Annotated in this window: 17 protein-coding genes; 8 read left to right on the forward strand and 9 right to left on the reverse strand. The window is 68.9% G+C overall.

Annotation, left to right across the window (positions count from 1 at the left end; all coding sequences use genetic code 11):
- Positions 1–95 precede the first annotated feature (95 nt).
- Positions 96–1,085, reverse strand: coding sequence for a LysR family transcriptional regulator (locus AC1MLT_RS22550; RefSeq protein ID WP_481036646.1), 990 nt, complete (start codon positions 1,083–1,085; stop codon positions 96–98).
- A gap of 106 nt (positions 1,086–1,191) precedes the next feature.
- On the opposite strand from AC1MLT_RS22550, the gene aptA reads away from it, so the two are divergent.
- Positions 1,192–2,547, forward strand: coding sequence for an omega-aminotransferase AptA (aptA, locus tag AC1MLT_RS22555; protein ID WP_481036647.1), 1,356 nt, complete (start codon positions 1,192–1,194; stop codon positions 2,545–2,547).
- 159 nt (positions 2,548–2,706) lie between these two features.
- Here aptA and AC1MLT_RS22560 read toward each other — a convergent pair whose 3' ends face one another.
- The 7 genes from AC1MLT_RS22560 to AC1MLT_RS22590 are packed head-to-tail and all read right to left on the reverse strand — an operon-like array spanning position 2,707 to position 10,105.
- Positions 2,707–4,188, reverse strand: a complete 1,482-nt coding sequence (locus tag AC1MLT_RS22560; RefSeq protein ID WP_481036960.1) for a M81 family metallopeptidase — start codon at positions 4,186–4,188, stop codon at positions 2,707–2,709.
- A gap of 2 nt (positions 4,189–4,190) precedes the next feature.
- Positions 4,191–5,486, reverse strand: a complete 1,296-nt coding sequence (locus AC1MLT_RS22565) for a Zn-dependent hydrolase (RefSeq protein WP_481036648.1) — start codon at positions 5,484–5,486, stop codon at positions 4,191–4,193.
- Between the two features lie 39 nt (positions 5,487–5,525).
- The gene (locus AC1MLT_RS22570) at positions 5,526–6,230 is read right to left on the reverse strand and encodes an ABC transporter ATP-binding protein (protein WP_481036649.1); all 705 of its coding nucleotides are present in this window, start codon (positions 6,228–6,230) and stop codon (positions 5,526–5,528) included.
- A complete protein-coding gene (locus AC1MLT_RS22575; RefSeq protein ID WP_481036650.1) occupies positions 6,227–7,006 on the reverse strand; it encodes an ABC transporter ATP-binding protein in 780 nt (259 codons plus the stop codon). Before AC1MLT_RS22575 ends, AC1MLT_RS22570 begins: the two co-directional genes overlap by 4 nt.
- Positions 7,003–8,010: a branched-chain amino acid ABC transporter permease gene (locus AC1MLT_RS22580; RefSeq protein ID WP_481036651.1), complete on the reverse strand. Its 1,008-nt coding sequence runs from the start codon at positions 8,008–8,010 to the stop codon at positions 7,003–7,005. Before AC1MLT_RS22580 ends, AC1MLT_RS22575 begins: the two co-directional genes overlap by 4 nt.
- A gap of 8 nt (positions 8,011–8,018) precedes the next feature.
- Positions 8,019–8,879 (reverse strand): branched-chain amino acid ABC transporter permease, encoded by an 861-nt coding sequence (locus tag AC1MLT_RS22585; protein ID WP_481036652.1) that lies wholly within the window; start codon positions 8,877–8,879, stop codon positions 8,019–8,021.
- Positions 8,880–8,899: 20 nt separating this feature from the next.
- Positions 8,900–10,105 (reverse strand): ABC transporter substrate-binding protein, encoded by a 1,206-nt coding sequence (locus tag AC1MLT_RS22590; RefSeq protein WP_481036653.1) that lies wholly within the window; start codon positions 10,103–10,105, stop codon positions 8,900–8,902.
- A 245-nt stretch (positions 10,106–10,350) separates the two neighbouring features.
- Here AC1MLT_RS22590 and AC1MLT_RS22595 point away from each other — a divergent pair, with 245 nt between their 5' ends.
- On the forward strand, positions 10,351–11,157 hold the full coding sequence (locus AC1MLT_RS22595) for a FadR/GntR family transcriptional regulator (RefSeq protein ID WP_481036654.1): 807 nt from the start codon (positions 10,351–10,353) through the stop codon (positions 11,155–11,157).
- Between the two features lie 54 nt (positions 11,158–11,211).
- On the opposite strand, the gene AC1MLT_RS22600 is transcribed toward AC1MLT_RS22595, so the two are convergent.
- Positions 11,212–11,343 carry a hypothetical protein gene (locus AC1MLT_RS22600; protein WP_481036655.1) on the reverse strand — a complete coding sequence of 44 codons (132 nt, stop codon included), beginning with the start codon at positions 11,341–11,343 and terminating at the stop codon, positions 11,212–11,214.
- 224 nt (positions 11,344–11,567) lie between these two features.
- Between AC1MLT_RS22600 and AC1MLT_RS22605 the strand changes: the two genes are divergently transcribed.
- The 6 genes from AC1MLT_RS22605 (at position 11,568) to AC1MLT_RS22630 (ending at position 18,781) form a co-directional block, all read left to right on the forward strand.
- Positions 11,568–13,085, forward strand: a complete 1,518-nt coding sequence (locus AC1MLT_RS22605) for a DUF4331 domain-containing protein (protein WP_481036657.1) — start codon at positions 11,568–11,570, stop codon at positions 13,083–13,085.
- A 23-nt stretch (positions 13,086–13,108) separates the two neighbouring features.
- Positions 13,109–13,405 carry a hypothetical protein gene (locus AC1MLT_RS22610; RefSeq protein ID WP_481036659.1) on the forward strand — a complete coding sequence of 99 codons (297 nt, stop codon included), beginning with the start codon at positions 13,109–13,111 and terminating at the stop codon, positions 13,403–13,405.
- A gap of 105 nt (positions 13,406–13,510) precedes the next feature.
- A complete protein-coding gene (locus AC1MLT_RS22615) occupies positions 13,511–14,668 on the forward strand; it encodes a hypothetical protein (protein ID WP_481036660.1) in 1,158 nt (385 codons plus the stop codon).
- Complete coding sequence (locus tag AC1MLT_RS22620) at positions 14,655–15,905, forward strand: HupE/UreJ family protein (RefSeq protein ID WP_481036662.1); 1,251 nt, start codon at positions 14,655–14,657, stop codon at positions 15,903–15,905. Before AC1MLT_RS22615 ends, AC1MLT_RS22620 begins: the two co-directional genes overlap by 14 nt.
- A gap of 25 nt (positions 15,906–15,930) precedes the next feature.
- On the forward strand, positions 15,931–16,485 hold the full coding sequence (locus AC1MLT_RS22625) for a hypothetical protein (RefSeq protein ID WP_481036663.1): 555 nt from the start codon (positions 15,931–15,933) through the stop codon (positions 16,483–16,485).
- A 286-nt stretch (positions 16,486–16,771) separates the two neighbouring features.
- Positions 16,772–18,781, forward strand: a complete 2,010-nt coding sequence (locus tag AC1MLT_RS22630; protein ID WP_481036961.1) for a TonB-dependent receptor — start codon at positions 16,772–16,774, stop codon at positions 18,779–18,781.
- Positions 18,782–19,099: the final 318 nt, after the last annotated feature.

The following is a 19,099-nucleotide window of genomic DNA, read 5'->3' on the forward strand; positions in this document are numbered from 1 at the left end:
GGCGTCCCATCGTCATCTTCAGCCGCACCCGGCTGCCCGCCTGTCCCGACGCCCTGGCGTGGCGATCTTTCTTGACGATCGACCTCCGGCGCACGTCACACGCCGACGGCAGCCACGCGGTCGTCGGTCGTGGCGGTGATGGGCGCCACCCCTGCGTGAGCCGCTACCAGGCAGTCCGCGAACAGCTGCGTCGTGCGCGAGGGATGGGGTGACTGGCGCAGCAGGCTCACGAAGCGGCAAGCGTAGTGGAAACGGCGCGGCGAGATGGCGCGCAGCTGGCCGCGCGCCTCGAAGCCGCTCGCATAGTGGTCGGGCAGGAAGCCGAGGAAGCCGCCCGACAGGATCAACGTGACGATGGCCTCCTGGTCGTAGCCGGTGGCCCTGCGCAGCAAGCCGGCCCGATGGCTCAGTTCCATGTTGGGCGAGTGGTAGCCCAGTCCCGCGAACGCATGCAGTCGCAGCTTCGCCCAGGTCAGGCCCGTGTCCGGTGCCGCGAACAGTGGATGACGCATGCCGCAGTAGAGCAGCATCGTCTCGCCGAAGAGGTCGGCATAGGCCAGCGTCCTCGACGTGCGATGGGAGGGAATGACGCCGATGTGGAAGTGGCCATCGAGCACGCCGCGCTCGATGGCATTGATGCTCGCCACGTGCAGGTGCAGGTCCACGCCCGGGGCCGCCTGCGCGAACAACGCCACCGCCTCGCTCACGCGCGCCTGCGGGTTGGTGATGGTCTTGTCGAACAGCGCGATGTCCAGCCGTCCGCCCAGCCGATGGTGAATGTCGTCGATGCCGCTGCGGAACTCATCCACCGACGCGAGCAGGCGCAGCGTCTGCTCGTAGACCTGCTGGCCGTCGGCCGTCAACGCGAAGCCGGCCCGGCCACGCCGGCACAGCACCAGTGCCAGGCGGGTCTCCAGGTCCTTCACGTGCCGGCTGATGGTCGAGGTGCCGATGTTGAGCTCGAGTTCCGCCGCGGCCATGCCGCCGCATTCCACGACGCTCTTGAAGACCTTGAGCAGGCGCAGGTCCATGTCGCTGAGCTGGCCCAGGACGGAGCGCTTCTCGATGGTGTTCCTTACTTTCATGAAGCGGCAAGTAAACAACGACATCGCGCCATTTGCAACACTGAGGGCAGCACCAAGAATCGGCACCATCGCAACCCACCCGACCGCGTTTCCCGCGCACCGCCCCATGCTTGCTTCCCTGGACACCCTCGCTGCTTCCGCCACGCCGGCCGCCGGCGCCGCCCGCCACGACGCCTACTGGATGCCCTACACCGGCAACCGCCACTTCAAGGCCGACCCGCGCATGATCGTGGAAGCCAAGGGCTCCTACTTCACCGACGCCGACGGGCGCAAGGTGTTCGACGGCCTGTCCGGCCTGTGGTGCAGCGGCCTGGGCCATGGCCGCCCGGAGATCACGGAAGCGGTGAGCCGCCAGATCGCCAAGCTGGACTACGCACCGGCGTTCCAGTTCGGCCATCCGCTGGCCTTCGAGATGGCCGAGCGCCTGAAGGAACTCACTCCGGCGGGCCTGGACCGGGTCTTCTTCACCAACTCCGGCTCCGACGCCGCCGACACCTCGCTCAAGATGGCGCGCGCCTACTGGCGCGCCAAGGGCCAGGCCAGCAAGACGCGCCTGATCGGTCGGGAGAAGGGCTACCACGGCGTCAACTTCGGCGGCATCTCGGTGGGCGGCATCGGCGGCAACCGCAAGCTCTTCGGTTCCGGCGTCGAGGCTGACCACCTGCCGCACACGCAACTGGCCGAGAACGCCTTCAGCCGCGGCATGCCCGCGCATGGCGCCCACCTGGCCGATCGCCTGCTCGACCTCATCGCCTTGCACGACGCCTCCAACATCGCCGCCGTCATCGTCGAGCCGATGTCGGGCTCGGCCGGCGTCGTGGTGCCGCCGGTGGGCTACCTGCAGCGCCTGCGCGACATCTGCACGGCGCATGGCATCCTGCTGATCTTCGACGAGGTCATCACGGGTTTCGGTCGCTGCGGCGCTATGACCGGCGCGGATGCCTTCGGCGTGGTGCCGGACATCATGAACGTGGCCAAGCAGATCACCAACGGCGCGCAGCCGATGGGCGCGGTGCTGGTCAGGGACGAGATCTACCAGACCTTCATGGACGCCGGCGGTCCCCACCACATGGTCGAGTTCCCGCACGGCTACACCTACTCGGCCCACCCGGTCGCCTGCGCGGCCGGCCTGGCCGCCCTGGACGTGCTGGAACGCGAGGACATGGTCGGCCAGGTGCGGGCCCTCGCGCCGCACTTCGAGAACGCCGTGCATCACCTCAGAGGCAGCCGGCATGTCACGGACATCCGCAATTTCGGTCTCGCCGCCGGCATCACGCTGGCCGCCGTGCCGGGCGAGCCGGCGCGTCGTCCGTTCGAGGTCGCCATGGCGTGTTGGAAGAAGGGCTTCTATGTGCGCAGCGGCGGTGACACCGTGCAGCTCGCGCCCGCCTTCAACACCGAGAAGGCCGACATCGACCGTCTGGTCAACGCCGTGGTCGATGCCCTGGCCGAGACCGCCTGATCCTCGCCCTGCGGATCTCCGCGTCGCCCGCCGATGACCCCTTTCCAGCCGGCCGCCGGGCGTGGTCGCGGGCATCGCGCCGTGCCACGTCCCCGTGATGGCGCCGAGTTCGTCATGCCGAAGGCGAAGCCGTGTGACCGATCAGACCGATCAGACCGATCAGACCGGGTCCAGTGGAAACACGGGCCGGCGCACGTTCCGGAACGGGAACAGCGCGTAGTTGGAGGTGGTCACGCCCGTGGGGCTGTCGCATTCCACCAGTGCGTGTGACAACGGCGCGAACACCGGACGACAGTACATGCGCGACTTCAGCAGCATGAAGCGGTGGGTCGTCGGATCGAGCCCGACGCACGAGAACACGCCCAGGTCCCAGGGCTCGTGCGTGCGTTCGGTCACCACGATGCGGGCATGGCCGGTGTCGAACAGCACGGTGTGGCCCATCGCGCAGCGTTGACCGGTGTAGATCGGACCCGTCACGGTGTATTCGCCGTCGCTGATGGCCCGCACCGTGCCTTCCAGTGTGACCGGCTCCTTGATCACCGCCAGCTGGGTCAGCGGCACCTTGTTGCCCAGCCGCACGCTCAACCGCGCGCCGATGCCAGCGGCGACCAGTTCGGCCACGGCTTCGGGGTCGCACAGCGGCCCCACGGCGATGTCCGACAGCCCCGCGGCCAGCGCGGCCTGCAGCACGTCCATCGCATCGCAGGTGCCGCCGGACATGCAGTTGTCGCTGTGGTCGAGCAGCAGCACCGGCCGGTCGTCGGCTTCCTTGGCGTCCTCGGCCAGTGCCAGCGCACGCCGCAGCGACGCGTCCAGCGGCTCGCTGTCGTAGACGAATTCGGCGCGCTCGCGCCAGATCGCGGCGGCGATGCCGTCGGCCGTGGCCTGGGCCGCTGACGGGTCGTCGGCGCGTCCCGTGACCACCACGCTCATGAACGGTGCCTCGATGTCGGCCAGCGAGAAGCCCGCGAACACCGTCACCGCCGGCATGCCCTCGGCTTCGGCCGCGCGGGCCGCATCCACCGCGCGCAGCATGGCACCCTGCAGCGTGGTGCTGCGCAGGGTGTGGCCCATCATGGGCAGCTGATGCCAGCGCACCGCGTAACGCTCGCCGTCCCGCAGCATGGCCAGCAGCAGGCGTCCGGCATGCTCGCCGGTCTCGTACATGTCGATGTGCGGATAGGTCTTGAAGCCCACGATCACGTCGGCGTTGGCGATCATCCTGGGGGTGATGTTGCCGTGCAGGTCGAGCGCCACGCCGATCGGCACGCCGGGCGCGGCCGCACGCAGTCGTTCGAGCAGGTCGCCTTCGCCGTCGGCGCTGTTCTCGGCCACCATCGCGCCGTGCAGGTCCAGCAGGATGGCATCGCAGCCGGACGCGGCCTCGACGATGCGGCGCGTCAGTTCGTCATAGGCGGCGGCATGCACTCGACCGCTCGGGTTGGCGGTGGCCGACACGGGCGTGACCGGCGTCGCGCCCAGGCGGTGCGCCAGGTCGATGAAGGCCGACATGGCCGTGCGCATGCCCTGCTGCTCGCGCAGGGCCGCCTCGCCATAGGTCGGGGCGAACGCCTCCAGCGGCGTCGGCACGGGCGAGAAGGTGTTGGTCTCGTGGTTGAGCCGGGCGATCAGGAGACGCATCGTCATGCCGCCACCTCCGCGCTGCGCAGCATGCCGTGCAGCAGCACGTTGCAGCCGGCCTCCAGGTGTTCGGGCCGGGCATCCTCGATCTCGTTGTGACTGATGCCGTCGGCACAGGGAACGAAGATCATGGCCGTGGGCGCCAAGCGCGCGAGGTAGACGGCATCGTGGCCGGCACCGCTCACCACGTCCATGGCGGTGTATCCCAAGGCCCGCGCGTCGTCGCGCACGCCGTCCACCAGCGCCGGGTCGAACGGCTGCGGCGGGAAATAGACGACCTGTTCCACGGCGATGGGTGTGCGGCCCGCCGTACCGAGGCGCTCGCAGGTGGCGCGCAGGGCGGCGTCCATCGCCAGCAGCACGGCGTCGTCCGCGGCGCGCAGGTCGACCGTCATGCGCACGCTGCCGGGAATGACGTTGCGCGACGCCGGGAACACCTCCAGCACGCCCACGGTGCCCCGGCCATGCGGCGCATGGTCCAGTGCGATGCGATTCACCTCGGCCACCAGCGCACTGGCGGTGAGCAAGGCGTCGCGGCGCAGCGCCATCGGCGTCGGGCCGGCGTGGGCCTCCATGCCCTGCACGGTCACGTCGTACCAGCGCTGGCCCAGCGCGCCCTGCACCACGCCGATCACGCGGTCGTGGGCTTCCAGCACCGGCCCCTGCTCGATATGGGCTTCGAAATACGCGCCCACGGGCGGTGTGACGCCAGCCGCGCCGGCATAGCCGATGGCAGCCAGCGCATCAGCCACGCTCACGCCCTGGGCGTCGCGCTGTGCCAGCGCATGATCCAGGGTGAAGGCATCGGCGAAGACGCCCGAGCCCATCATCACCGGCACGAAGCGCGACCCCTCCTCGTTAGTCCACACCGCGACCTCCAGCGGTGCTTCGGTCACGATGCCGGCGTCGTCGAGGCTGCGCAGCACTTCCAGGCCGGCGAGCACGCCATAGTTGCCGTCGAACTTCCCGCCCGTGGGCTGGGTGTCGATGTGACTGCCGGTCATCACGGGAGCGAGGGTGTCGTCGCGTCCGGCGCGACGCGCGAAGATGTTGCCGATGGCGTCGACGCGCACGGTGCAGCCGGCCTCGCGTGCCCATCGCACGAAGAGGTCACGCGCTTCGCCGTCGAGTGCGGTCAGCGCCAGGCGGCAGACGCCGCCCTTGGGCGTGGCGCCGATGCGCGCCAGCTCCATGAGGGACCGCCACAAGCGGTCGCCGTCGACGCGAGGCCATGCGCGCGCGCGGCTCGTGGGATCGGCAGGGGAGGGCGAGGGGCGCGGGGAAGTCGTCGTGTTCACGATGGATGGGTCCTGAAGTGAAGGGGGTCCTGGAGGTGCTCAGGTCGCCAGACCCACGCCCAGATAGCGATCCTTGACGGCATCGTCGGCCAGGAAGGTCGCGTTGTCGGCCTCGTGCACGATGCTGCCCTGCTCGATCACGTAGTGCCGTTCGGCCAGCTGGGTGCAGACTTCCAGGTTCTGCTCGACCAGCAGGATCGCGACGCCCGCAGCCTTGATGGTCTTGAGTTGGGCGACGATCTCCTCGACGATCACGGGCGCCAGGCCCTCCACCGGCTCGTCGAGCATCAGCAGGCGCGGGGCGTTCATCAGCGCGCGGCCGATCGCCAGCATCTGCTGTTCGCCGCCGGAGAGCTGGCCCCCGCCATTGCCACGCCGCTCCTGCAGGCGCGGGAAGATGCGGTAGATGTCGGCGAGCTGCCAGGGTGAGCGCTTGCGCTGTCCGAGCAGCAGGTTCTCCTCCACCGTGAGCAGCTTGAAGATGCCGCGGTGCTCGGGCACCAGGCACACGCCGCGCCGGGCGATGGCATGCGCGGGCATGCCCTGGAGTTCCTGGCCGTCGAAGACGACGCGACCGCGCGTGGGCGGCACGACGCCGCAGATGCTCTTGAGCGTGGTGCTCTTGCCCGCACCATTGCGCCCGAGCAGCGTGACCAGCTCGCCGTCGCCGATGTGCAGGTTCACGCCCTGCAGCACGTGGCTCTTGCCATAGTGGGCGTGCAGCCCTTGGATGTCCAGGATCATGACGCGGCGCCGCCTCCGGTGATCATGTTGCCCAGGTAGGCGCTGCGCACCCGGTCGTCGTTGCGGATGGCGTGCGGGTGCCCTTCCGCCAGCACGCGACCCTGCTGCATCACGGTCACGGTGTCGGAGATGTCCATCACGATGTTCATGTTGTGCTCGATCAGCACCACGGTGTGCTCGTCCTTGAGGCCCTGGATCAGGCGCTTCATGTCGTCGAGGTCGTCGATGCCCATGCCCGAGGTCGGCTCGTCCAGGAAGATCGCCTTGGGTCCCGCGGCCAGCGCCATGCCGACCTCGAGGCGGCGTTGCTGGCCGTGCGACAGGTTGCTCGCCGGCGTGTCGGCGTGGCGCTCGAGCCCCAGCCGCGCGAGGACGCGGGCGACCGCCTCGTCGCGCGCTCGCGCTCCCACCGGGGGATGCCAGGCGTCGAAGGCCTGGCGGGGACGGGTGCCTTGAGCGGCCAGGCGGAGGTTCTCGCGCACCGGCAGGGTCGGGAACAGGCTCGTCACCTGGAAAGAGCGTGCCATGCCGCGCTGCACGCGCCGATGGTCGGGCTCGCGCGTGACGTCGTGACCATCGAACACGATGCGGCCACCGCTCACGTGCTTGGTGCCCGTGAGCATGTGGAACAACGTGGTCTTGCCCGCGCCGTTGGGGCCGATCACCGAATGGACGGTGTTGGCACGCACGCGCAGGTCCACGCCGGCGAGCGCCACGAACTTGTCATAGCGCTTCTCGATGCCCATGGCCTCGAGCAGGAAGGCCTGCGTGGTCATGCCCGGCCTCCCTGCGAGGCCGCGTCGTCGCCAGCGCGGCGCCTGCCGGTCAGGCGGTTCCAGGCCGATTCGCCCAGGCCCCAGAGACCGCGCTGCAGGCCCAGGCTCACGACCATCAGCACCACGCCCAGGATCAGCAGCCAGCGCGGCCACAGGGTCGACAGCCAGTCGCCCACGAGCAGGTAGAAGGCCGAACCCAGCAACGATGCCAGCAGGTTGCCGGTCCCACCGATCACGGTCATCACCAGGATCATCTCACTCGTGTGGTACTCGGCGTTGGCCAGCGGGGCGATGCCGGTCATCATCGCGTGCAGCGCACCGGCCAACCCGGTGACCGCGCCGGAGATCACGAAGGCCTGCAGCTTGAGCAGCCGGAGGTCGTATCCGATGGCGCCGGCGCGTTCCTCGTTGTCCCGCACGGCCAGCAGGGTCCGTCCGAAGATCGAGGCCGAGACCTGCTGCAGCAGCCAGAAGGCCACCAGGAAGACCATCGCCACGAAGCCGTAGTACTGCCACGGCGACGCCAGCGGCCACAGCGTGACCTTGCCGACGGCCAGCGAGGGCCTGGGGATGTCCATCAGGCCGTTGTCGCCACCGGTGAGGCCCGGCATCGAGTAGGCGATGAAATAGAACATCTGGGCGAACGCCAGCGTGAGCATCACGAAATAGGTGCCGCGCTGGCGGATGGCGACCCAGCCCACCAGCGCCGCGCCCAGCGCACCCATCCCGATCGCCAGCGCCAGCGCCAGCGGCATGGGCAGCGGCCAACGCGTCAGGGTGAGCGCGATGGTGTAGCTGCCCAGGCCGAAGAAGATGCCTTGCCCGAAGGACAGCAGTCCCGTGTGGCCCAGCAGCAGGTTGCAGCCCATCGCGGCCAGGCCGTAGATCAGCACCTCGCTGGCCAGCGAACCTGACTGCATGGTCAGTGGCATGGCCAGCACCACGGCCAGCGCCAGGAGCAGGTGGAAGTGCCGGCGCAGCGGCGTCGTCGTCTTCGTCGTCATGGCAGTGTTCATCCCTTGCGACCCAGCAGTCCGTGCGGGCGCAGCAGCAGCACGGCCGCCATGGCGACATAGATCATCAGGCGCGCGCCCTCGGCCCACACGGTGCTCATCACGCTCTGCACCACGCCGATCAGCAGGCCGCCGATGAGGGCCCCGCTGAAGCTGCCCATTCCGCCGACCACCACGACCACGAAGGCCACGCCGAGGGCCTCGATGCCCATGAAGGGCTCGGCACCGCGCATGGGCGCGGCCAGCACCCCGGCGATTGCGGCCGTGGCCGCGCCCAGTGCGAACACCAGGCTGAAGATGCGGAACACGTCGATGCCCAGGAGCGACACCATCTCGGTCGATTCGCTGCCCGCGCGCACCGCGCTGCCCAGTCGCGTGCCTTCGAGCACGTACCAGAGGCCCAGCGCCAGCACGGCGGTGAAGCCGATCACGAACAGCCGGTACTTGGGATAGACGAAGCCGCCCCACATCACCACGCCCTGGAGCATGTCGGGCACCGGCACGTTCTCACCCAGCGGCCCCCACTGCAGGATCACCAGTTCCTGGATCACCAGGGCCAGGCCCACGGTCACGAGGATGTGGAACTCGTGGGCCTTGGCATACACATGGCGCAGCACGAGTTTCTCCGTCAGCCATCCCAGCGCACCCACCACCAGCGGCACCACCGCCAAGGCCAGCCAGAAGCTCAGGCCCCAGCGCATCATCTGGAAGCAGAAGTAGGCACCCAGCAGGTAGAACGCGCCATGCGCGAAGTTCACGAAGCGCAGCAGGCCGAACACGATGGACAAGCCGACGGCCAGCAGGAAATACAGCATGCCGATGCCGATGCCGTTGATGACCTGGAGGAGGTAGATGCTCATGGCGCGGGCGATGGGGCCGCTCAGGCGAGCTTGCAGCCCGTCTGGTCCAGTGGCAGGAAGGACTTGCCGGAGCTCACCACCTCCACGTAGTCGTCCTTGTTGGCCATCTTCGCCTTGGCCTTGCCCTTGAGCAGGTAGTAGTTCTTGAGCACCTGATGGTCGCCCTTGCGGATCTCCTCGTCACCCGTGAGGCCCGCGTACTTCATGCCCTCGAGTGCCGCGACCACGGCCTTGGGCTCGGCCGTGCCGGCCTTGACGATGCCGTCGATGAGCAGCTTGGTGCAGATGTACGAACCCGCGAGGCTGTAGTTGGGGTTGGACTTGAACTTGTCGTTGCTGCGCTTGACCAGCTCCAGGTTCAGCGGCGCCTGGGTGGCATGCCAGTACTGCGCGCCGAAGTACACGCCTTCGCACAGGTCCGCGCCCAGCGACTCGAACTGTTCGAGGCCGGAGGCCCAGGCCACCAGCACGATCATGTTCTTGTTCATGCCGAAGCTGACGGCCTGGCGCAGCGCATCGGAGGACTGCGAGCCGAAATTGAGCAGCAGCAGCACATCGGGCTTGGCGGCCATCGCGTTGGTGAGGTAGCCGCTGAATTCCTTCTCGGTCAGGGAGTGGTAGCTGTTGCCCACATGCTCCAGACCCTTCTCCTTGAAGATGTTCTTGGCCGCCGACAGCAGACCGTCGCCGAACACGTATTGCGGCGTGATGGTGTACCAGCGCTTGGCCTTGGGGTGCGCATCGATCAGCGGACGCACCGTCTGCTCGATCGCGCCGAAGGTCGGCACCGACCAGCGGAAGGTGGATGCATTGCAATCCTTGCCCGTGATCTCGTCGGCCCCGGCGGTCGTGATGAAGATGCCACCCGCCTTCTCGGCTTCCTTGCCCATGGCCAGCGACTCCGACGACAGGATGCCGCCAGCGAAGAACCGCGTGCCCTGTTGCTGCGAGGCCTCCTGCACCTTGCGCACGGCCGTGGCGGGCTTGCCTTCGGTGTCGAGCAGCGTGTAGGCCAGCGGGCGGTTCAGGGCCGTGCCGTACTGCTCGATGGCCAGCTTCATGCCCAGGTCGGCGAACTTGCCATTGGCCGCGAAGGCGCCCGACATGGGCACCGGACAGCCGAACTGGATGGCACCCGAGGCCTGCGCCCAGGCGTCGCGGTTCATTCCCAGCGAGGCGGAGAGCGCGCCCAGCGCCGAGAGTTGCAGGAGTTGACGACGATGCATGGAAGGGGGCTCCTTGGATGTGTGGGGCCGCGAGGCCGTGGCGGGGATGACGGATACGGCGGGTACGTAGCACAGGGCGTGCCATCGGATTCCTTCTATTTATAGTGATAAATATGAAAAACGATTCGCGCGGAAACCCTGTGTCGTGCACCATCGCACGGCCCTGGTGCATACACTGCACCGCGAAGCGACTGCCGGGCCATCCGGCAGTCCCTGGCGTCCTCCGTCCAACCCAACAACGCACCATGGCTACGAAACCGTCTGCCGGCAAGCCGATCCGATCCCTCAAGCGGCCCGACCTGGTGGCACAGGAAATCAAGCGACTCATCACCGAGAAGAACCTCAGTCCCGGTGATCGGCTGCCGCGCGAGAGCGAGCTGCAGGCGCAGTTCGAGGTCAGCAAGGGCACCATCAGGGAAGCCCTCAAGTCGCTCGAAGTGCAGGGGCTGATCACCATCTCCACCGGCCCGTCGGGCGGCGGCACCATCGTCGAGGTGCCGCTGGATCGCACGCTGCAGTTCATGCAGAACTACCTGTTCTTCCAGGACGTGACGATCGACAGCATCTATGCGGTACGCCAGCTGCTGGAGCCCGAACTGGCCGCCGGCGCCGTGGCGCACCTGACGGAGGCGGATTTCGAGGCGCTCGAGCACAGCATCGCCTGCTGCAATCCAGCCTCCAGCAGCGAGGACCTGGTCAGCCAGCGTCGCGAGGACGTGAACTTCCACGACATCCTGGCTGCCGCCAATCCGAACCCGTTCCTGCGCTTCACCTGCGAGCTGATCAACGAGATGCTGCGCCAGCTCATCGTCTACGGCAATCGCACGCCCAAGGCCGAGCATCGACGCTTCGGGGAGGTGAACGCCGATTTCCACCGGCAGATCGTGCTGGCCGCGCATGCCCACGACGTGGTGCGCGTTCGCGAGCTGATGACCCTGCACATGCAGGACGCGGCCAACAACGTCAAGCGCATGAAAGGCCGCCTCCAGGGCAAGCTGATACTGGATGCCGACACGTTGCGCCGGCCACGCTCGACGCACGTGCGTCCGTGAGGCGGTCCTGGTCGTCGGTGCCGGTCGAACGAGGCTCCCGCACCGCCCGGAGGCTCAGAGTGCCTTGCTCGCCGCGACGATGGCACGCGCCTTGTTGATGTCGCCCTCGATGCGGTTGCCCGAGCATCGGAGCGCAGAGGAGGGCGGCGATCGGCGAGGCGGCTCGTCGTTGGGTCCGATAGGCACGGTCTTCGTTCCAGACCATTTCGTGAGGCATGGTGGATCCCGACACGGCCGTCCGCACGACCTGTGGCCTGTCATCACTAGGCTGACATCGAGAAGCGAAGATGGCTTACAAACTTTCAATGTTGCAATCAGAATCGTCTGTTGGCATTCCGGACACCTGGCCTACGCGCAGGGATGATGGATGTGAGTGCGCACCCCATATCGACAACAACACTGGATCGAGCATGACCCGAAAAATCCGTACGCTGGCGGCGTTCGCCCTGACCCTGGTGGCCACAGCGGTCATGGCATCGAGTCATCGCGAGGCACCCTTCATCTCCGGCCAGGCTAAGGTCGACGCCACCGACCTGTATCTCTTCAAGAGCTACGAAGCCGGCCGTCAGGACTTCGTGACCGTGCTGGCGAACTACCAGCCCTTCCAGGACCCGCAGGGCGGCCCGAACTTCTACATGTTCGATCCCAATGCCCAGTACGAGATCCACATCGACAACAACGGCGACGGGGTGGAGGACCTGACCTTCCAGTTCCGGTTCCAGAATACCTCTAAGACCACCGCGCTCAACGTCGGCGGCAAGTCGGTGAAGATCCCGCTGATCAACAGCGGTCCGATCAATGGCGTGAACCCGGCCGCGCTAAATGTGCGCGAGACCTTCACGGTCGACGTCGTGCGCGGCGATCGCCGCGGCGGCACGCGGACGTCGATCACGAACGCCGCCAATGGCCAGGCCCAGTTCGACAAGCCGGTCGACAACATCGGCGAGAAGGTGTTCGGCGGCGCCGGTGGCTATGCCGCCTATGCCGCCCAGCATGTCTACAACGTCGCGATCCCCGGCTGCACCACGCCCGGTCGCGTCTTCGTCGGCCAGCGCAAGGAGCCGTTCTACATCGCCGTGGGCAAGATCTTCGATCTGATCAACCTCAACCCGCTGGGCACGGAAACCGGGGGCAACAACAACGACCTCGAAGGCAAGAATGTCAGCACGCTGGCCATGGAACTGCCCATCGCCTGCGTCACCGCCGGCAACGATCCTGTCATCGGCGCCTTCACCACCGCCAGCGTGCGCCAGGGTCGGCTGATCAACGGCAAGCCGGCGACCGGCTTGGGCAAGGCCTCCATCGAGGGTGGCCCGTGGGCGCAGGTGTCGCGCCTGGGCATGCCGCTGGTCAACGAGGTCATCATCGGCATCGACGACAAGGATCGCTTCAATGCCTCCAAGCCGAAGGACGACGTCGCCAACTTCGCCGACTACGTGACCAACCCGGCCCTGCCGGCCGTCATCGAGACGCTGTTCCCGAGCGCCAAGGCGCCGACGAACTTCCCGCGCACCGACCTGCTGGCGGCCTTCCTGCAGGGCATCGCCGGACTGAACCGCCCGGCCAACGTGGTGCCGGCTGAAATGCTCCGTCTCAACACCTCGATCGCGGCCAAGGCAGCTGGCGCGCAGAACCCGCTGGGCGTGGCCGGTGGCGACAACGCCGGATTCCCCAACGGCCGGCGTCCGGCCGACGATGTGGTCGACCTGTCGTTGCGCGTGAGCATGGGCGCGCTGTGCGTGCTGACCGGCGCGACCGACGCGTTGCAGGTGGGCTGCAAGCCGGCCGACGCACCGGCCGGTGGCCTGGCGCTGACCGATGGCGTGCGCAAGACGGCGGCCAACTACGGCACCACCTTCCCGTACCTGACGACACCGCTGACGGGCAATTCCAACCCGGTGGCCGCCGCCGGCACGACCTACCCGTGAGCAGAAGGAACGGCAGGATCATCATGACCAACAGACTTCAGACACTGCGCTCCGTCGCGGCCTGCATCACCACGGCCGGCGTGCTGGCGCTCGCGGGTTGCGGCGGGGGCGGCGGCGATGGCGGCCCCACGAACATCGGCGGCGGCTCGGGCGGGGCTGCCAGTGGCGGCACCATCCCGGCCTCCGCGCTGCAGAGCAGCGACGGCTTCATCGCCTATGTGAAGCAGGTGGTGGCGAACCAGTTCGACACCAGCGAGCCGATCGAGCTGGGCAACGTGGTCGCGCCCAAGAACGACACCGCCGAAGCGGTCGGGATCTAGTCGGGGTCCCTCCGGATCATCGATCCTCACATTCCGAAAGTGCGACCCCGCCCCGGGGCCATGCCAATCGCGTGGCCCCTTTTCCTTTGTCATGCGCGTGCGTGGATGCTCGTCTGGCTGGCCTTCGTCGGGCCGGCCGATGCGCTGCCACTCGTGCCCGCGAGCGACGATGTCGTGGTCGAGAAGCTGCCCTTCGTGGCCGGCTGGGCCAACGACGAGCGTCGCCTGCGCCGCGAGCTGGCGCAGCGCCCGCGCGATCCCGACACCGCGATCGCCGTCGCCCGGTCCTACCTGGAGCTGGCCCGCTCGCAGGGCGATGCGCGCTATGCCGGCTACGCGATCGGCGCCTTGCAGGCCTGGCAGCCGATCACGGCGCCAGGGACGCCAGCCTCGGTCATGGTCATGCACGCGACGGTGGCCCAGTTCCTGCACGATTTCGATGGCGCCGAAGCGACCTTGAGGGCGGCGCTCCGGCGCGAGCCCGAGAACCCCCAGGCGATCATCACGCTGGCCACGATCCTGCGCGTGCGGGGTCGCTATGCCGCCTCCGACGAGGCCTGCCGTGCCCTGGGCCCTGCCGGGCAGCCGCTGTACCAGGTCGCCTGCCTGGCGGAGAACGCGGGCCTGCGCGGCGCGCACGAGGAGGCCCGCACGGCGCTGCAGGGCCTGCTCGCCTCGCCCGCGGCGCAGGGCTCGCGCAACGCCGGCACGCGCCAGTGGCTGCTGACCAGCATCGCCGAGGTGGAGGAGCTCGCCGGTCGCCCGGCCGCGGCCGAAGCCGCCTACCGTGAGGCACTGAAGGCCGAACGCTCGGGTTACGTCCTGCTGGCGCTGAGCGATTTCCTGCTGCGCCAGGACCGTCCGGGCGAGGTCGCGGGACTGCTCGCGCGCGAACCGCGCAGCGACGCCGTGCTGCTGCGCCTGGCAAGCGCGCGGCCCCGGCCCCCGGATGCCGCCTCGGGCCGGGCCGAAACGCCCGAAGCCATCGAATTGCGCGCCCGCTTCAAGGCCGCCGCACTGCGCCCCGGCACCACCACAGCGCATGCGCGCGAGGAAGCGATGTTCGCGCTCGACGTGCAGGGCGATGCGACCCGCGCGCTGGCGCTGGCCCGCGCCAACGTCGGACTGCAGCGCGAGCCGATCGACCTGCTGCTGTTCGCGCGCGCGGCCGTCGCGGCGCGGGACGATGCGGCACGGCGGGATGTCGGGACGCTGATGAAGACCATCGGACTGCGGGATGCACGCATCGATGCCATCCTTTGAGCCGCGACGTCTCGCGCGCTGGTGGGCCTGCGTGGCCTGGGCCGTCTGTTTCGCCTGGCTCGGCCTCGCGCCGGTGCCGGCCCTAGCGCACAAGGCGAGCGACGCCTACCTGCAGATCGGCCGTGTGGTCGCTGGTGGCACCGGTGGCACCGGCGGCGATACGCTCGACCTGCGCCTGGACATCGCCCTGCGCGATCTCGACGCTGTGCTCGACCTCGATCGCGATGGCGATCGCAGGTTGAGCTGGGGCGAGGTGCGCACCCGGCTGGACGACATCCAGACCTACGCGCTGGCGCGGCTGCGTCTGCAGCAGGGACGCTGCGCGCTGGCATCCGGCGCACCGGCGGCGGTCGAGGACCGGGTCGATGGCGCCTATCTGGTGCTGGCATTCCGGTCGCGGTGCGAACCGGCATCGACGCTGGAGATCGAGTATCGGCTGTTCCGGGAGGTCGATCCGACGCACCGCGGCCTGATGCGGGTCGCCGGCACCGAAGCCGCAGCGGGCGGCGCGGCGCCGTCGCTGCGATCGCTCGATCCGGCCGCCGCCGCCGTCGTCGTCGACTGGCCCGGCGTGGCGACCGCCGCCCCGGCGACCGAGACCGCGCCGTCGGCCGCGACCCGCGCCCCCGGCGCCGGCTTCTTTCGGGATGGCGTCCATCACATCCTGGTCGGCTACGACCACGTGCTGTTCCTGGTCTGCCTGCTGCTGCCCGCCGTCCTGCGCCGTCGCGCCGATGGCGTCCGCGAGCCGGTCGCGCACTGGTGCGAGGCCGTTTGGCCGATGGTCGGACTGGTCACGATGTTCACCATCGCCCACTCGATCACCCTGGCGCTGGCGAGCTTCCAGCTGGTCACGATCTCGCCGCGCGTCGTCGAGCCCGCCATCGCGCTGACGATCATGGTCGCCGCGCTCGACAACCTCCATCCGGTGTTGCGTGGCCGGCGCCGGCTGTTCTCGTTCCTGTTCGGCCTGATCCACGGCTTCGGCTTCGCCAGCGTGCTGGGCGAGCTGGACCTGCCGGCGCTGGGCTTCGCCTCGGCGCTGCTGCAGTTCAACCTGGGCGTGGAGGCCGGGCAGCTGCTGATCGTGAGCGTAGTGCTGGCGCTCCTGCTGATGCTGCGGCGCTGGCGTGCCTACCCGGCCATGGTGCTCGGCGGCGGCTCGGTGCTGGCGATCGCGCTGGCCACGCTATGGCTAGTCGAGCGCGTGTTCGACCTGCGGCTGATCTCGTCCTGACCGGCCACCGCCGCCGATGCCGCCGATGCCACTGGAACCGTCCACCGACCTGCCGCAGGCCCTGGCGCGCACTCTGCGCTGGGTGGCGTCGTGGGCGCTGCTCGTGGGCCTGGCATTCGGTCTGCCGCTGCAGGCGCTGTCCTCAACGCTGGCCGCCATGCTCGGGTCGAGGCACGCGCACCAGGCGGTGGCGTCCTCGCCGTCGCCGCACCGGTCCGACGATCCGATGGCAGGCTGGACGGATTTTCGGCGCGCCAACTACGAGCACCCGGAAGCGGCGAGGGCGGCGGCGTCATCCGACGCATCGACGCATCGCCGTGCCCACGAGGCCGGCCTGCGCCATCGCCATGGCCCGGACGACGCCGACGTGGTCGACCTCGAGGCACCGGCGGATGGCGACGGCGTGCCGACCGGATCGTCGGCCACCGGCGTGGCATTCGCCCCGGCGGCCGAGGCCAGTCGCCTCGAGCCGTCGCCACGGCGCGCGGTGGCAGGCGACGAGGTCTGGCGCACGGCCAGCGCCCGGTCGTTCGCCACGCCGTTCCCGCGCCGCATCGAGCGGCCGCCGAGCCGCGACTGATCCGTACCCGCCCGAGCGCGGGTATCGAGGCGCCTCGCCCTGGCGCCGCATCGCCGCATCGCGTCCTTCGAGGCGCGTCCGAGCCCTGCTCGCCCCCCATCATCCCATCGCCTCATCGATCGAAGCCGGCCGTCGCGTGGCCGCCTTCCGGAGAACCTCCATGCCTTCGAACACGTCCCGCATCCATACCCGCATCCACCGCCGCCGCGGGGCCGGTCCCACACCCGGCGCTGCCTCGGCCGCCGCGCTCGTCGCCATGGCACTGGCCGGTGCGGCCCAGGCGCAGATGCCACGGCCGGCAGATGGCGCGGAGCCCGCGACCCTGTCCGCGGTCGACGTCGAGGGCTCGCGGACCAGCCAACTGGGCATCGCCGATTCCGCCAACGTCGGCATCGTGACGCGCGAGCAGCTCGAGGCCCGCACCGTCTATCGGGCGGCTGAATTGTTGGAGGTCACGCCGGGGCTGATCGTCAGCCAGCACAGCGGGGAGGGCAAGGCCAACCAGTTCTACCTGCGCGGCTTCAACCTCGATCACGGCACCGATCTGCGCACGACGGTGGATGGCGTGCTGGTCAACCAGCGCAGCCATGCCCATGGCCAGGGTTGGACCGACCTGAACTTCCTGATGCCGGAGCTGGTCACGACGCTGGGCTATCGCAAGGGGCCATACGACGCGTCCGATGGCGATTTCGCCTCGGCCGGGGCTGTGTCGCTGCGCTATGCCGACCGGCTCGACCGCGGCATCGCCAGCCTGGGCTTCGGCCAGCGCGGCCATCGGCGGGCCTTCATCGCCGACTCGCCCCAGGTCGGACCCGGCGACGGCCGCCTGCTCTATGCCCTGGAGGTGATGAAGAACGACGGGCCCTTCGTCCATCCGGACGACTACCGCAAGCTCAACGGCGTGCTGCGCTACAGCCGGGGCGACGCGGCCAACGGCTTCAACGTCACCGCTATGGCCTATGGCGCGAAATGGAATGCCACCGACCAGATCCCGGCGCGCGCGGTGGCGAGTGGCGCGCTGTCGCGCTTCGGCGCGGTCGACCCGACCGACGGCGGCACGGCGAGCCGTCACAGCCTCTCGGGCGAGTGGCGCGGCACCACAGCGGCCGGCACGACGCGCGTCAATGCCTACGTGGTGCAACAGCGACTGGACCTGTACTCCAACTTCACCTACTTCCTCGACGATCCGGTCAACGGCGACCAGTTCAACCAGCCCGACCGGCGCCTCACCACCGGCCTGAAAGTGGCCCACAGCTGGCAGGCGCATGGCATCGGGCAAGCCTCGCAGACCACGGTCGGACTGCAGCTGGAGAACGACAACATCCGCAACGCGCTGCATTCGACCGTGGCGCGCGAGCGCCTGTCGACCACGCGGCGCGACCACATCGTCGAGGGCAGCCTGGGCGTCTACGCCGACAACACCACCTACTGGAGCGACTGGTTCCGCACCGTTGCCGGCCTGCGCGCGGACCACTATCGCTTCAAGGTCGCCAGCGACGAGGCGCTCAATTCCGGCCGGGCGCGCGATGGCATCGTCAGTCCCAAGCTTGCCCTGGTCTTCGGGCCATGGGCGAAGACCGAGTACTACCTCAATGCCGGCACCGGGTTCCACAGCAACGACGCCCGTGGCACCACCATTGCCGTCGACCCCAAGACCGGCGATCCGGCCGATCGCGTGCCGCCGCTGGTGCGCTCGCGCGGCGCCGAGGTCGGCGTGCGGAGCGAGTTCGTGCGCGGCCTGCAGAGTTCGTTCTCGCTCTACCGGCTGGATTTTGCCTCGGAGCTGGTGTTCGCGGGCGACGCCGGCACGACCTTCGCGGGCCGCCCGAGCCGCCGCACGGGCGTCGAGTTCTCCAATTACTACAAGCCGACCGACTGGCTCACCGTCGATGCCGACGTGGCCTTCGCGCAGGCTCGCTTCCGGGGCTTCGACCCGGCCGGCGACCACATCCCCGGCGCCGTGGAGGGCGTGGCGTCGATCGCGCTGGCCGTCGACCGCGTCGGTCCGTTCTACGGCGCCCTGCAGCTGCGCTACTTCGGGCCGCGTCCGCTGGTCGAGGACGACAGCGTGCGCTCGTCAGGCACGGCAACGCTCAACGGCCGCATCGGCTGGCGCATCGATAGGTCGACCCGCATCGAGCTGGAAGGCTTCAACCTGACCAACCGGAGGAATTCGGCCATCGACTACTACTACGAGTCGCGTCTGAGGAACGAGACCGCCGCCGTCGGCGATGTCCATTTCCATCCGATCGAGCCCCGCTCGTTCCGCGTGACCCTCGTCACGCGATTCAACTGACATCCACCCCGCGGTGCGATGGCGGCACCGCCGCCGGGCCGCCGCCCCGGGGCCGTCGATCTGATCCGGTCGCCCAGGCCCGCGACTGAGCCGTCTGTGGGCGCGAGATGCCGACGAAACGAGCGCCCTCGCGCCCGGACGGATGCTCGGCCGACGCCACATCAACGAGTAGAAGTGAGCCTGCCAACCCATGCCCACCCTCAATCAGCTGTCCGCCATTATCAGTCTCGCGCGCCGATCCCCGGTGGCCGGACTCACCGCGGGTCTCGAATGGAGCCGCCTGTGCGGAGGCGGTTGGATCCCGCAACCCGCCACCCT

Source organism: Variovorax sp. PEI5 (assembly GCF_056679935.1).